Source organism: Maledivibacter halophilus (assembly GCF_900167445.1).
Taxonomy (GTDB): Bacteria; Bacillota; Clostridia; order Peptostreptococcales; family Caminicellaceae; genus Maledivibacter; species Maledivibacter halophilus.
The window spans coordinates 236,734-250,950 of sequence record NZ_FUZT01000002.1; the positions used below are offsets into that span (position 1 = coordinate 236,734).

General features: G+C 31.6%; 9 protein-coding genes and 1 other annotated feature. Of the genes, 6 read left to right on the forward strand and 3 right to left on the reverse strand.

Features of this window, described 5'->3' with window-relative positions:
- Positions 1 to 46: 46 nt before the first annotated feature.
- From B5X81_RS05060 to B5X81_RS05070, 3 genes are all read left to right on the forward strand, one after another.
- The gene (locus B5X81_RS05060; protein WP_079489885.1) at positions 47 to 625 is read left to right on the forward strand and encodes a TetR/AcrR family transcriptional regulator; all 579 of its coding nucleotides are present in this window, start codon (positions 47 to 49) and stop codon (positions 623 to 625) included.
- A 178-nt stretch (positions 626 to 803) separates the two neighbouring features.
- A complete protein-coding gene (locus B5X81_RS05065; RefSeq protein WP_079489887.1) occupies positions 804 to 5,078 on the forward strand; it encodes a 2-hydroxyacyl-CoA dehydratase in 4,275 nt (1,424 codons plus the stop codon).
- A 58-nt stretch (positions 5,079 to 5,136) separates the two neighbouring features.
- Positions 5,137 to 6,537 (forward strand): MATE family efflux transporter, encoded by a 1,401-nt coding sequence (locus B5X81_RS05070; RefSeq protein ID WP_079489888.1) that lies wholly within the window; start codon positions 5,137 to 5,139, stop codon positions 6,535 to 6,537.
- A 116-nt stretch (positions 6,538 to 6,653) separates the two neighbouring features.
- Here the strand turns inward: B5X81_RS05070 and trpB are convergent, their stop codons facing one another.
- The 3 genes from trpB to B5X81_RS05085 form a co-directional block, all read right to left on the reverse strand.
- Complete coding sequence (gene trpB / locus B5X81_RS05075; RefSeq protein WP_079489889.1) at positions 6,654 to 7,835, reverse strand: tryptophan synthase subunit beta; 1,182 nt, start codon at positions 7,833 to 7,835, stop codon at positions 6,654 to 6,656.
- Positions 7,836 to 7,991: 156 nt separating this feature from the next.
- Positions 7,992 to 8,238 (reverse strand) — a binding site (T-box leader).
- 71 nt (positions 8,239 to 8,309) lie between these two features.
- On the reverse strand, positions 8,310 to 8,489 hold the full coding sequence (locus B5X81_RS05080; RefSeq protein WP_170917287.1) for an aspartyl-phosphate phosphatase Spo0E family protein: 180 nt from the start codon (positions 8,487 to 8,489) through the stop codon (positions 8,310 to 8,312).
- A gap of 97 nt (positions 8,490 to 8,586) precedes the next feature.
- The gene (locus B5X81_RS05085; RefSeq protein WP_079489891.1) at positions 8,587 to 8,856 is read right to left on the reverse strand and encodes a hypothetical protein; all 270 of its coding nucleotides are present in this window, start codon (positions 8,854 to 8,856) and stop codon (positions 8,587 to 8,589) included.
- A gap of 462 nt (positions 8,857 to 9,318) precedes the next feature.
- Between B5X81_RS05085 and B5X81_RS05090 the strand changes: the two genes are divergently transcribed.
- From B5X81_RS05090 to ileS, 3 genes are all read left to right on the forward strand, one after another.
- A complete protein-coding gene (locus B5X81_RS05090) occupies positions 9,319 to 10,275 on the forward strand; it encodes a 3'-5' exoribonuclease YhaM family protein (RefSeq protein WP_079489892.1) in 957 nt (318 codons plus the stop codon).
- A 240-nt stretch (positions 10,276 to 10,515) separates the two neighbouring features.
- A complete protein-coding gene (locus B5X81_RS28345) occupies positions 10,516 to 10,650 on the forward strand; it encodes a hypothetical protein (protein WP_280175244.1) in 135 nt (44 codons plus the stop codon).
- 345 nt (positions 10,651 to 10,995) lie between these two features.
- Positions 10,996 to 14,112, forward strand: coding sequence for an isoleucine--tRNA ligase (ileS, locus tag B5X81_RS05095; protein WP_079489893.1), 3,117 nt, complete (start codon positions 10,996 to 10,998; stop codon positions 14,110 to 14,112).
- Positions 14,113 to 14,217 lie beyond the last annotated feature (105 nt).

Genomic DNA, 14,217 nt, shown 5'->3' on the forward strand with positions numbered 1-14,217 from the left:
TAATTTAAATGTTAGTTAGTACTAACATAATTCCAGGAGGGATTTAATGGAAAACCTAAACACATCGGAAAAAATACTAGAAGCAGCTATGAGATTATTTTCTGAAAAAGGATACAAGGCTGTTACAACTAAGAAGATTGCAAAGGAAGCTGGAGTATGTGAAATGACTATTTTTCGACATTTTGATAATAAACGTAATCTATTTGAAAATGCCTTTGATAAATATATATTTACTCCAAAGCTTAAAACATTATTCGATGATAAACTAGAGTGGAATTTAGAAAAGGATCTAATGGAAATAAGTACTGTTTATCAAGATATGCTATGTAAAAATGAAAGAATAATATTGATGCAGCTTAAAAACAATGAATTAATATTTGAACTTGACTCACCATTAAATAAATTTCCAAATGAATTTAAAAAATTAATGGCTGCATACTTTTCAAAAATGAAGGAAAAAGGAGTTGTAGATAAGGACCCAGATGTACTTGCTATAAATTTTCTTTCAAGTAATTTTGGGATTTTCACCAGCTTTACAATTCTTGAAAAATTTAATACCAATATTGATATTGACTCGTGCATTACAGAGTTTGTAAAGACTTTTGCTAAGGGGATTACCTCTTAGCTCAGTATTTTTGTGAAAGGAAATTATAAACTTTTTTAAAATAAATAAAAAAAACAGTCAAAAAAGAAGAAATTATAAATATGAATTAGTAAGAAGGCAGGTTTTTAGACAACTAATTGGAGTTAAATCATAAGAAACGAAATGGTATCACTTCAATTTAGTTTAAGGAGGACTATATATGAATAAGGTTTTAAATGTTGGATTAGATGTAGGTTCAACTACTGTAAAAATGGCTGTCTTAGATGAACAAGGTAATATCCTTTATAAAAAGTATAGTAGGCATTTTTCCGATATCAAAAATACTGTAGTTTCTATGATTGAAAGCGCAAAGGGAATATTACAAAAAAATTTAATAACAGTAATGATTACTGGTTCAGGTGGTTTTAATATTTCTAAAAAACTCAATATACCATTTATTCAAGAAGTAATGTCATGTACAAATGCAATAGAAAAGATCATTCCCAATACCGATGTTGCAATTGAGCTTGGTGGAGAAGATGCTAAAATTACATATTTAGGGGATTCAATTGAACAAAGAATGAATGGGACTTGTGCTGGGGGCACAGGTGCATTTATTGATCAAATGGCATCCCTTTTACAGACCAATGCTTCTGGCCTCAATGAACTGGCAAAGAATCACAAAATTATATATCCTATTGCTTCAAGGTGTGGTGTTTTTGCAAAGACGGATATTCAACCTCTTTTAAATGAAGGAGCAGCAAAGGAAGATATAGCAGCATCAATTCTTCAGGCAGTTGTTAATCAAAGTATAAGTGGATTGGCCCAGGGGAGATCTATCAAAGGAAATGTTGCATTCTTAGGGGGACCATTACATTTTATGCCAGAGCTTCGAAAACGCTTTATAGAAACCCTTAAACTAAAGGAAAATAATGTTATTTATCCAGAGGACTCTCAGTATTTTGTTGCTATAGGAGCTGCATTATCTTCTAGAAAAGAAGAACCTATTTTATTTGAATGTCTTTATGAAAGAGTTCCTGCTATTTGTAAACTCGATGATAAAGAGAATAAGGATGTAGAAACATTGTTTGTAAATGATGAAGAATATAGGGAGTTTAAAGATAGGCATAGAAAGCATAAAGTAAAAAGAGTAGATTTAAATACTTATTCTGGAGATGCTTTTTTAGGAATAGATGCAGGTTCAACTACAACTAAACTAGCTTTGATAGACGATAAGGGAGGATTATTATATTCATATTATGGCAGTAATAGAGGAAACCCTTTAGAGTCGACTATAGAGGCACTAAAGGATTTATATAGCAAATTAAATAAAGATACAAAAATTGTTTACTCAGCTGTTACCGGATACGGGGAACATTTAATAAGGGCTGCCCTCAGAGTAGATATTGGAGAAATTGAAACCGTAGCTCATTATAAAGCAGCAGAATTTTTTCTTCCAGGAACTGATTTTGTATTGGACATAGGTGGCCAGGATATGAAAAGCTTAAAAATTAAAGATGGTGTCATAGACTCGATAATGTTAAATGAAGCTTGTTCATCGGGCTGTGGATCATTTATTGAAACTTTTGCAAAATCCCTTAATATGGATGTGAAAGATTTTGCCTTGGAAGGAATTAAATCAAAATCTCCAGTAGATCTGGGAACAAGATGTACGGTTTTTATGAATTCTAAGGTAAAGCAGGCACAAAAGGAAGGTGCTACAATAGAAGATATTTCTGCTGGTATTTCAATTTCAGTTATTAAAAATGCCCTTTTTAAGGTTATAAGGTTAAGGAGCGTCAGGGAATTAGGAGAAAAAATTGTGGTTCAAGGTGGAACATTTTATAATGATGCTGTTCTTAGAGCCATGGAAAAAATAATTGGAAGAAATGTTGTGAGACCAGATATAGCAGGGATAATGGGAGCCTTTGGATCGGCAATAGTTGCTAAAGGGCGTTATAGAGAGGAATATAAAACTACTTTATTGCAAACAAAAGAACTTGTAGATTTTAAAATGAATACATCTATGAAACGATGTGGATTATGTGGGAACAATTGTCTTTTGACAATTAAAGAGTTTTCCGATGGACGGAAATTTATCTCTGGGAACAGATGTGAGCGGGGAGCAGGTATAGAAAAAGAAAGAAATGATATTCCAAACCTTTATGAGTATAAGTATAAAAGGGTATTTAATTATAAACCTTTATCCGAAAATGAAGCCGTTAGAGGAACTATAGGACTGCCAAGGGTATTAAATATGTATGAAGATTATCCATTTTGGTTTACTTTTTTCACTGAACTTGGATATAGGGTGATTGTTTCTAGTCGATCATCCAAGAGAATATATGAGATGGGAATGGATACTATACCATCTGAATCGGTTTGCTATCCGGGAAAACTTGTTCATGGACATATTACTGATTTAGTCGTAAAGGGTGTATATAAGATATTCTATCCTTGTATTCCCTATAATATACAAGAAGATAAAGAGGCAGGAAATCATTATAATTGTCCTGTAGTTACATCCTATCCTCAAACAATAAAGGCTAATATGGATATTTTAAATATAAATAAAATAACTTTCTATAATCCATTTTTACCTATTGATAATCCTAAGAAAATGACAAAGCGTTTAATAGAAGAATTAGCTCCTGAGAATATTTCAAAGGAAGAAATAATTAAAGCAGTTGGAAAAGCCTATAGTGAGCTTGATAAATATAGACAAGACGTTAGGAATAAAGGAGAAGAGGCAATAAATTATATTAAAGAAAAAAATATAAAGGGAATGGTACTGGTAGGTAGACCATATCATATTGATCCGGAAATTAATCATGGAATACCAGAGATGATAAAATCCTATGGGTTTGCAGTTATATCTGAGGATTCAATTGATCATTTAGCCAAGATTAAAAGACCACTGAGAGTTATTGATCAGTGGGTATATCACTCTAGAATGTATGCAGCTGCCACATTTGTGGCTAAAGAGAAAAACCTAGAACTAATTCAGCTTAATTCCTTTGGATGTGGATTAGATGCGGTAACTACAGACCAGATCAGTGAGATTTTAGAAAGTCACGGTAAGATTTATACCTTGTTAAAAATAGATGAAATTAGTAATATAGGAGCTGCCAGGATTCGTATAAGGTCTCTAATTGCTGCTATTAAAGAAAGAGATAAAAGAGAGTTTAAACCAACAAAGTTAGAGAATGATCATGAAAGAATTATTTTCACAAAGAATATGAAAAAAGCCCATACTATTTTGGCACCTCAAATGTCGCCTATACATTTTCAATTTTTAAAGATTGGATTTGAAAAAGCAGGTTACAATATAGAAATTTTACCTTCAGTTGATAAAAAAGCAATAGATGAGGGTCTAAGATATGTCAATAACGATGCTTGCTATCCTGCGATAATTGTAGTAGGTCAGATAATGGAGGCTTTAAAGTCAGGTAAATACGATTTAAATAATACTTCTGTAATAATCACTCAAACCGGTGGAGGATGCAGGGCAACTAATTATATAGCTTTTTTAAGAAAGGCTTTGAAGGATACAGAATTAGAGCATATACCAGTTATTTCTCTTAATGCAGCCGGCTTAGAAAAAAATCCAGGATTCAAAATCACCCTTCCAATGTTAAACAGCTTAATGAAGGGGTTAGTCTATGGTGATTTGTTAATGAGGGTATTATGTAGGGTTAGACCCTATGAAAAGTTTCCCGGCTCTACTAATAGATTATATGATTATTGGGTGGAAAAATGCAAGAAATCATTAATAAAAGGTGGAAGAAAGGAGTTTATAGACAATATAAATGGAATAGTAAATGATTTTGACACTCTTGACATTCATGAAGATATAGTTAAACCAAGGGTAGGTGTAGTTGGAGAAATTTTAGTCAAGTTCCATCCAACAGCCAATAACAATATTGTTGAACTTCTAGAAGGAGAAGGGGCAGAGGCAGTTGTACCGGATCTAATTGATTTTCTATTATACTGTGCTTACAATAGCAAGGCTAAGTATGAGCTTTTATCAGGCAGTTATATGAAAAATATTGTTAGCGGAATAGGTATAAAGTTAATTGAGTCTTATAGAAATGAAATGAAAAGAGCTTTAAATAATAGTAAAAGATTTGAAGCACCAAAGAACATAGAGGACGTTGCTTTAGGTGCATCAAAGCATTTATCATTGGGAAATCAGACAGGTGAAGGATGGTTATTGACTGGAGAGATGGTTGAACTTATAGAAAGTGGTATTAATAATATTGTTTGCTTACAGCCCTTTGCATGTTTACCAAATCATATAACAGGAAAGGGTATGATAAAAGAACTTAGAAAAACATATCCACTTTCAAATATTGCTGCCATTGATTATGACCCTGGTGCAAGTGAAGTTAACCAGCTTAATAGAATAAAGCTTATGCTCTCTGTTGCGTTTAAAAATTTAGATAAAGAAAATAATGTGGATAGCTATATAAGTGAAGTAACTAAAGCTACTTAATGGATATATTGCTTTACAATATAAAAAACTTAACAAATTTTAAAAGGATGGAAATTAAATGAGTCAGAAAAGAAATTTGACAGAAGGAAATATATTAGAAAAGATAATTAAATTAGCCATACCAATAATGGGTACTGCTTTTTTACAAATGACCTATAATATGACCGATATGCTGTGGATAGGAAGGGGAGTAGGGAGCAGTGCTGTTGCAGCAGTTGGAGCAGCTGGTTTTTATATATGGCTGGCTGCTGGAATTATTCTTCTTTCACAGATTGGTGCAGGCGTAGGAGTGGCACAGTCCATAGGAAGAGAAGATATAAAAACAGCCAAGAGCTTTGCTAGGAATGCAATTCAGTTAAACTTTTTTATAGCCCTATTATACGGCGTAATATTAATATTATTTAAAAATCCTCTTATCGGATTTTTTCGGTTAGGGGATGTTAATGTTACTAATATGGCTAAAGATTATTTAACTATAATTGCATTAGGTACTGTATTTTCCTTTGCCAATCCTGTATTTACTGGTATATTTAATGGTGGAGGAGAAAGTAAGCATCCCTTTTTAATAAATGCAATAGGACTATTAACTAATATGATTCTTGATCCCGTACTAATACTTGGCATTGGTCCCTTTCCAGCTTTAGGTGTAAAGGGTGCCGCAATTGCAACTATAACTGCACAATTAATAGTAACTATAATATTCATATTGTATATAAAAAATAAATCTTCTTATTTTTCAGGTTTTAAATTTTATATAATGCCTCAGTGGAATTATATAAAAAGGATAGTAAAGATGGGGTATCCTGTAGCTTTACAAAATGCTATGTTTACTATTTTTGCCATGATCATAGCCAGAATTATTGCCCTTTGGGGTCCAGTTCCTATTGCGGTACAGAAGATAGGTTCTGAAATCGAATCTATTTCTTGGATGACATCAAATGGGTTTGCTACTGCCTTAAGTGCATTTGTAGGACAAAACTATGGTGCAGGCAAGTGGAAGCGTATTTATAAAGGATATTTTACTTCCCTTGGTATTATGAGTGGAATAGGTATTTTAGCTTCATTGATTTTGATTTTTTGTGGTAGACCAATATTTACTTTATTTTTCCCAAATGAAGAAGAAACTATTTTTCAAGGTATTATTTATTTAAAAATACTAGGATTATCTCAATTATTTATGTGCATAGAGATAACAACGGCAGGAGCATTTAATGGGCTAGGAAAGACTCTGCCACCGTCGTTGATAGGAATTATATTTACTGGTCTGAGGATACCAGCCGCATTAATCCTTTCTAAGCCAGAAATTTTGGGGCTTAAAGGAGTATGGTGGAGCATAAGTGTGAGTAGTATATTTAAAGGTATTGTTTTGCTAGCTTGGTTTTTATGGTTAGTTTATAGGCAGCCAGAAATAAGAGAAAGACTTCGTTCTAGATTTATTGCTAGACAGACTGAAGGATAAATTTGTTCTGTTCATTAGTTGAATAGGAAAGAAGAAGGGGATTTAAATTATTAAAATAATCTATAATAAGCTCCAAGAAAAAACCAAGTTCAACTCAGGTCGAACTTGGTTTTTTTCTATTTACAATTTAATATTTCTTTAATTTGTTTTGCATCCTTATCTCCTCTACCGGAAAGATTAACAATAATAATTTTATCCTTTGACAAATTCTTGGCCAGTTTCATTCCATAACTAAGGGCATGAGAGCTTTCAAGGGCTGGAATTATGCCTTCGGTTTTGCAGAGGGTTTTAAAAGCTTCTAGGGCTTCATTGTCTGTAACTGTTACATATTTCCCTCTGTTAGAGTCTTTATAAAAACAGTGTTCTGGTCCAACACCTGGATAGTCAAGGCCTGCTGCAATAGAGTGTACAGGCAGATCATTTCCAGCTTCATCCTGTATTGTATAGCACTTAAATCCATGAATAACACCAATTGTACCTTTGGAAAGAGAAGCTGCGTGGTCTTTTGTATCTAAACCTAAGCCAGCGGGCTCAACTCCTACTATATTAACATCTAAATCATCATAAAAAGGATTAAATAGTCCAATAGCATTACTGCCTCCACCAACACATGCGATTAAGTAATCTGGAAGGCGACCTTCTTTTTCTAATATTTGCTCTCTTGCTTCTTTTCCTATGATACTTTGAAATTCTCTAACCATAACAGGATATGGATGTGGACCAACAGCAGAGCCTAAAAGGTAGAAGGTTGTTTCACAATTTTCTATGAAATCATTTAAAGCTGCATCAACAGCATCTTTTAATGTTTTTCTTCCGGTAGTTGCAGGAACAACCTTAGCACCTAATAATTCCATTTTAAAAACATTTAAACTTTGTCTTTCTATATCTTTTTCCCCCATATATATGGTGCAATCTATATTAAATAAAGCACATACAGTAGCAGTTGCAACTCCATGTTGTCCAGCTCCGGTTTCTGCTATAATTCTTTTTTTGCCCATTCGTTTAGCTAGTAAAACTTGACCAATAGTATTATTGATTTTATGTGCACCAGTATGATTTAAATCTTCTCTTTTTAAGTATATTTTTGCGCCACCAATGCTATCAGTCAAATTTCTAGCATAGTACAATGGGTTTGCTCTACCAATATATTCCTTCTGATAATATTTGAGTTCCTCAAGAAAAGATGGATCTTCTATATAAGTGAAAAAAGCATTTTCAATTTCTTTTAAAATTTTTTCTAATGGTTTAGGCACGTAAGCGCCACCAAATTCTCCAAAATATCCATTTCTATTTTTCATAAATTTTCCTCCTCATGAATAGGGCATATAGCCTCTTTAGATTTTTTATATTACTATGTTTAATCATTGTATTTTCCCTTCAAGTTCATGTGTTTTTCATAGCTAACGCCCCTCCTTTTACAGAAAATAAAAAATCCTCTATATGCCATATGACATATAGAGGACGAATATATCGTGTTGCCACCTCTTATTTGCAATAATATAATTATTGCAATCTCTTTTCAGATACGGGATAAAAATCCGATATCCTATCTCTATAACGGGAGAAAACCGTGTCGCTTACTAAAAGGTTCAGCTTCAGCTCATGAGTCCATTCAATCAGCTTTTTAATATTAGACTCTCACCATTGTCTAACTCTCTGTAAATAATCCACAAATCTACTAATCTCAATCAAAGCTTTTAAATATTAAAATGTGTTTAAAGAAGATTATAAATTTAAATAGAATAAATGTCAAGAGTTTTTTATAAAATTTTTCAAATAGATTTTTGCTTAAGATATTGGACCAAAGCTTCATCTAGTATTTGACTTATCTCTATTATTTCTGGAGCATTAACATCACCTTTAGCTTCAATAAGTTCATACATCTTAGAACGCAAAAGCTTTATTCTATTTTCTAAGACATTTAAATTTTTACAAGAATTGATAGAAGTCATATAAATCATCCTTTGATATATAATATACTTTAATTATACCCAATTTGCATGTCATATACTGTCAAAAAATGAATTTTATATGAAGAAAAATAAAATATTAAATCATATCATCTATATTTCTATCTTGTAAAAAATCAATAATTTTCTTTTCTTCCGATTCTGTAAATTCATATCCATGAACCTTCATGCCTCTATCTACAAGATCTATATGGTCAAATTTTAATTTTCCATGGGATTTATAGATAATTAAAGCCGAAGGGTCTTCTAATTCCCATATATTCGTACTGTTGGGATCCAATTCCACTCCTATTAGTATTTCTACTATTCCGTTATTATTAATAATTTCTCTAATATCATTTATTTTCAATAAAGTTCACTCCTTTAAGGCTTAATAAATTTATTTAGAAATATTTTTCAATATTATTATTACCAATTATAATGAAACAATGTCATAATTTATTTTTTCCCTAGATTAAAAGAGGTTTATAATAGGAAGATGAAAGGCTTCTCAGTGACACTTTGAGTAAATCAAACTTTATAATCCTATATCTTTAAAATATCTATGCTTCTGTGATTTTTTTGATGTATAAATTCATCTTTTAATTTGTTTATCTATAGTAAGGGTTAAAATTAAATTTAAATATGATATACTAATTTTAAAGGTGAATAGTCTAAGTATTATAGATATGGGATTAAGAAAATTAACAAGTTTCTTAATAAAGCTTTTAAAGAAACCTTAGATGTTATTTTCATTTCTTTAGGTTTTCAGTCACATATCTATATTGTTGTTTATTTTTACTAAAAGAAAAAAGATACAGAGGGGATATATATGAGCAAAAAAATTGTTGACTTTAAAGTTGGAGATTCAATTCAAGGTTTTTTTCTAGTAAAATCTATAAAATTAAAGACTTCAAGTAATAATAAGATTTTTCTTGATTTTAATCTTACTGACAGAACTGGAGAAATCAATGCAAAGCTTTGGGATTGTACTAAGGAAGATGAAAAAAAATATTCAGAAGGAAAATTGATTAAAGTAAAGGGAAGTATTTTAGAATGGCAGGGTAAGCTTCAGCTTAGAATCATAAAGATAAGGAATGTGAAAGAAGAAGATAATCTAATAATAGATGATTATGTTCTTTCTGCACCAGAAAAGTCAGAAATTATGTATGAAAAAATATTATCATACATAGATAATATTGATAATGATGACATTCGTAATATTGTCAGTTATCTTTTCAAAGAAAATAAAAAGGAGCTTATGTTTTATCCCGCTGCTAAATCTAATCATCATTCTATGCATGGTGGACTTCTTTATCATATTTTAACTATGCTTAGGGGAGCTGAAAAATTCTTAGAAATATATACTTTTCTAGATAAAGATTTATTATTTGGAGGAGTAGTACTTCATGATATTGCTAAAATAAATGAAATGGATTCTAATGAGCTTGGAATAGTCTCATCCTATACTAGTGAAGGTGAACTTTTAGGACATATAATTCAAGGAATAAAGCAAATTGAAAAGGTTTCAGAGAAAGTAGATGCTAATAAGGAAATAACAGTGCTTTTGCAGCATATGCTCCTTTCTCATCACTATGAACCAGAGTTTGGAAGTCCTAAGAGACCTATGATCCCTGAAGCTGAGATTTTACACTATCTAGATGTAATTGATGCTAGGATGTTTGATATGAAAAAAACACTTGAAAATATTGAACCAAGCGGTTTTTCAGATAAAATTTGGACTTTGCATAATAGAAAGCTATATAAGGCTAAGTATAATAATTTGTAAGAATAAGTATTTTAATTTTAGAGAATTTGATGTTTTTACACATATATATTGAAGAATTTAAAGGATTTAGAAACATCAATTATTTGAATATGTATAAAAAAATAGAAATTAGGCAAATATATTCAATGAATTTCAAAAAAGCTTTTGACAAATTATGATTTAATAAGGTATTATAAGTAATATAATAATTTGTATAATTAAAACATTTTATATATTATAGAACATCTTGTGATAGGAGTCATGTCAAGTAAAAAAAGAAAAGGCTTTAATGAGGAAAGTAGTAAAGAAAGTCAAATGCGTTTTAAGGTATATTTTATTTATATCCTTCAGAGAGATAATCCTTGGCTGGAAGATTATCAGCGTATGTCTTTATGAAGATCACCTCTAAGGGGTAAGAAAATACGAACGAATATTTAAACTCATGAGTTTATTTTTAGATTATCCCTAAGTTAGATATCTGAAATTTGGAAACAATAGTAAGATATCTCGTAGAGAATGCGTTAAATTCTAATGAGTGATAGGTTGTACCTATAATTTGGGTGGTAACGCGGAAAATTTTCGTCCCTAAGTCTTTTGGCTTAGGGACTTTTTGATATATACCATTTCAAATTAGAAATTAAGCCATAATCTTTATTCTATTCAAAAGTACTCAATAGTAATATACGTAACATTAGCAACTTGAAATATTCAAATTTCAAAGAAGATAGAAAGGATGGAATTATGAAAAAGTTTGAAGAATTATTTAATTCAACAGTTAGTGAAAATGAAAAAGAAATATCGAAATTTTGGGATGAAATTGATATTCTTAAAAAATCTGTAGAAACCCGTGAAGGTAAGGAACCTTTTATTTTTTATGAAGGACCACCTACAGCCAATGGAAGACCAGGAATCCACCACGTTATATCAAGAACTTTAAAGGATTCAGTTTGTAGATATAAGACTATGCAAGGGTATCAAGTAAAGAGGAAAGCAGGTTGGGATACCCATGGCCTTCCCGTTGAAATTGAAGTAGAAAAACAATTGAATCTAAATAATAAGCAGGAAATAGAAGAATATGGACTTGATAAATTTAATGAAAAATGTAGAGAATCTGTTTTTAAATATGAAGGTTTATGGAAAGAAATGACAAAACGTATGGCTTATGCTATAGACCTTGAGAATCCCTATATAACCCTTGATAATAATTATATTGAAAGTGTGTGGTGGATTTTAGATAAGTTCAACAAAGAAGGATTTATCTATGAAGGCCATAAAATTCTTCCATATTGTAGTAGATGTGGTACAGGGCTTGCTAGTCACGAAGTTGCCCAGGGATATCAGGAAATTAAAACTAATACGGTTGTTGTGAAATTTAAGCTAAAGGATAAAGAAAATGAATATTTTCTTGCATGGACAACTACACCATGGACATTAGCAGCAAATGTTTGTGTTACTGTTCATCCTGATGTAACCTATATAAAAATTAAGGCTGATAATGGGGAAATATATTATATAGCAAAGGATCTTGTTGATTCTGTTGTAGAAGAAGACTATGAAGTAGTTCAGGAATACAAAGGTAAGGATTTAGAATATATGGAATATGAGCAATTGATGCCCTTTGTTGATACAGATAAAAAAGCATTTTTTGTGACCCTTGCCGATTATGTAACTACTGAAGATGGTACTGGTATAGTTCACTCTGCTCCAGCCTTTGGTGAAGATGACTACAATACAGGTGTTAAATATAATTTGCCAGTACTTCAGCCAGTAAATGAAGAAGGAAAGTATACTACTACTCCTTGGAAGGGTATGTTTGTTATGGATGCCGATATAGAGATTATTAAGTGGCTCTATGAAGAAGGAAAGCTTTATAAAAAGCAGAAAATGGCCCATAATTATCCCCACTGCTGGAGATGTAAAACTCCTCTTTTATATTATGCAAAACCAAGCTGGTATATAGAAATGACTAAATTAAAAGATAAGCTTATTGAGAATAATAATAATGTTGAGTGGTATCCAGGCTATGTAGGAGAAAAACGCTTTGGAAATTGGCTTGAAAATCTAAATGACTGGGCAATATCAAGAAGCAGATATTGGGGAACTCCACTTAATATTTGGAGATGTGATGAATGTGAACACACTACCAGTATAGGCTCTAGAAAAGAACTAGCCCAGAAAGCTATAGAAGACATAGATGAAACAATAGAACTTCATAGACCATATGTAGATGATGTGCATATTAAGTGTGAAAAATGTGGAGCTACCATGACCAGAGTTAGTGATGTTATTGATTGCTGGTTTGATAGTGGGTCAATGCCCTTTGCTCAACATCATTATCCCTTTGAAAATAAGGACAAATTTTTTGAAGAGCTTTTCCCAGCAGATTTTATTTGCGAAGGTATAGACCAGACAAGGGGTTGGTTTTATTCTTTGATTGCTATAGCAACCTTTGTTACTGGAAAATCATCATATAAAAGAGTATTAGTTAATGATCTTATTCTAGACAAGGATGGCAGAAAGATGTCAAAGTCTAGAGGAAATACTGTGGATCCATTTGTATTGTTTGATAAATACGGTGCTGATGCCCTTAGATGGTATTTGCTCTATGTTTCACCTGCTTGGACTCCAACTAAATTTGATGAAGATGGACTAAAAGAGGTACAAAGCAAGTTTTTCAGTACCATTAAAAATGTATATAATTTCTTTGTATTATATGCTAATACCGATGAAGTAGATCCAAAGACTTTCTTTGTTGATTATAAGGATAGACCGGAAATAGATAGATGGTTGTTATCGAAGTTTAATAGTCTTTTAAAATCAGTAACTGGAGATTTACAAGTATTTGACTTAACTAAGACTGTTAGAAAAATACAGGAATTTGTTAATGAAGATTTATCTAACTGGTATATAAGACGTTCACGTAGACGTTTCTGGGCCACAGAGCTTAGTGAAGATAAGAAAGCTGTTTATAATACAACTTATGAAATATTAGTAGGTATTTGCCAAATGGTTGCTCCATTTGCTCCATATTTATCTGAAGAAATATATAAAAAGCTGACTGGAGAATTATCGGTTCACATAAGTGATTATCCAACTGTAAATGAAGACCTCGTGGATATTCATTTAGAAGAAAAAATGGATCTTGTAAGAAATTTAGTAAAGCTTGGTAGAGCATCAAGGGAGTCAGTAAGGATTAAAGTACGTCAGCCTATTCAAAAGGTTCTTATAGATGGAAAATACGGAGAATTAGTATCGGATTTAGTTCCCCTTATAAAGGAAGAATTAAATGTTAAAGAAGTAGTATTTGCTAAGGATTTAAAGGAATATATGAACTTTAGCTTAAAACCTAATTTTAGGGTAGTGGGGCCAAAACTTGGAAAGAAGATAAAATCCTTTGGAAAGGCATTGTCCAATTTAGATGCTTCAGCTGCAGTTCATAATCTGGAGAATGGTGGAAGCATAGAAATTGATTTAGATGGAGAAAAATTTGAAGTTACAGATGAATTTGTAACTATAAATATTTCGGCTAAAGAAGGCTTTACAGTAGAAATGGAGAATAACCTATTTGTGATTTTAGATACTACATTAAATGAAGAATTAATTAACGAAGGCCTTGCTAGGGAGCTCATTTCAAAGGTTCAGCAGCTTAGAAAAAATAATGGCTATGAGATGATGGATAATATTAGAATTTATTTTCATGGAGATGATAAAATAGCTAATGCAGCAGATATCTATAAAGACTATATAATGGATGAAACTTTAGCTGTTAGCATTGAAAGAGTTTCAGATGATAGCATTGAAAAATTAGACTTAAATGACCATGCAACAGGAATTAAGCTAGAGAAAGTTAACGATTAATATAGATAGTGAAAGATTTTATTGATGCAAAGTGCTAATTGCAAGATTGTATTTACTAGCAAATATATCATCTAAAAACAAAAAATAAACACGTGAGATTATAGA

Coding starts and splice junctions, on each gene's coding strand:
- ileS (WP_079489893.1), top strand. CDS start 10,996: ATGAAAAAGTTTGAAGAATTATTTAATTCAACAGTTAGTGAAAATGAA.
- B5X81_RS05060 (WP_079489885.1), top strand. CDS start 47: ATGGAAAACCTAAACACATCGGAAAAAATACTAGAAGCAGCTATGAGA.
- B5X81_RS28345 (WP_280175244.1), top strand. CDS start 10,516: ATGTCAAGTAAAAAAAGAAAAGGCTTTAATGAGGAAAGTAGTAAAGAA.
- B5X81_RS05070 (WP_079489888.1), top strand. CDS start 5,137: ATGAGTCAGAAAAGAAATTTGACAGAAGGAAATATATTAGAAAAGATA.
- B5X81_RS05090 (WP_079489892.1), top strand. CDS start 9,319: ATGAGCAAAAAAATTGTTGACTTTAAAGTTGGAGATTCAATTCAAGGT.
- B5X81_RS05065 (WP_079489887.1), top strand. CDS start 804: ATGAATAAGGTTTTAAATGTTGGATTAGATGTAGGTTCAACTACTGTA.
- trpB (WP_079489889.1), bottom strand. CDS start 7,835: ATGAAAAATAGAAATGGATATTTTGGAGAATTTGGTGGCGCTTACGTG.
- B5X81_RS05080 (WP_170917287.1), bottom strand. CDS start 8,489: ATGACTTCTATCAATTCTTGTAAAAATTTAAATGTCTTAGAAAATAGA.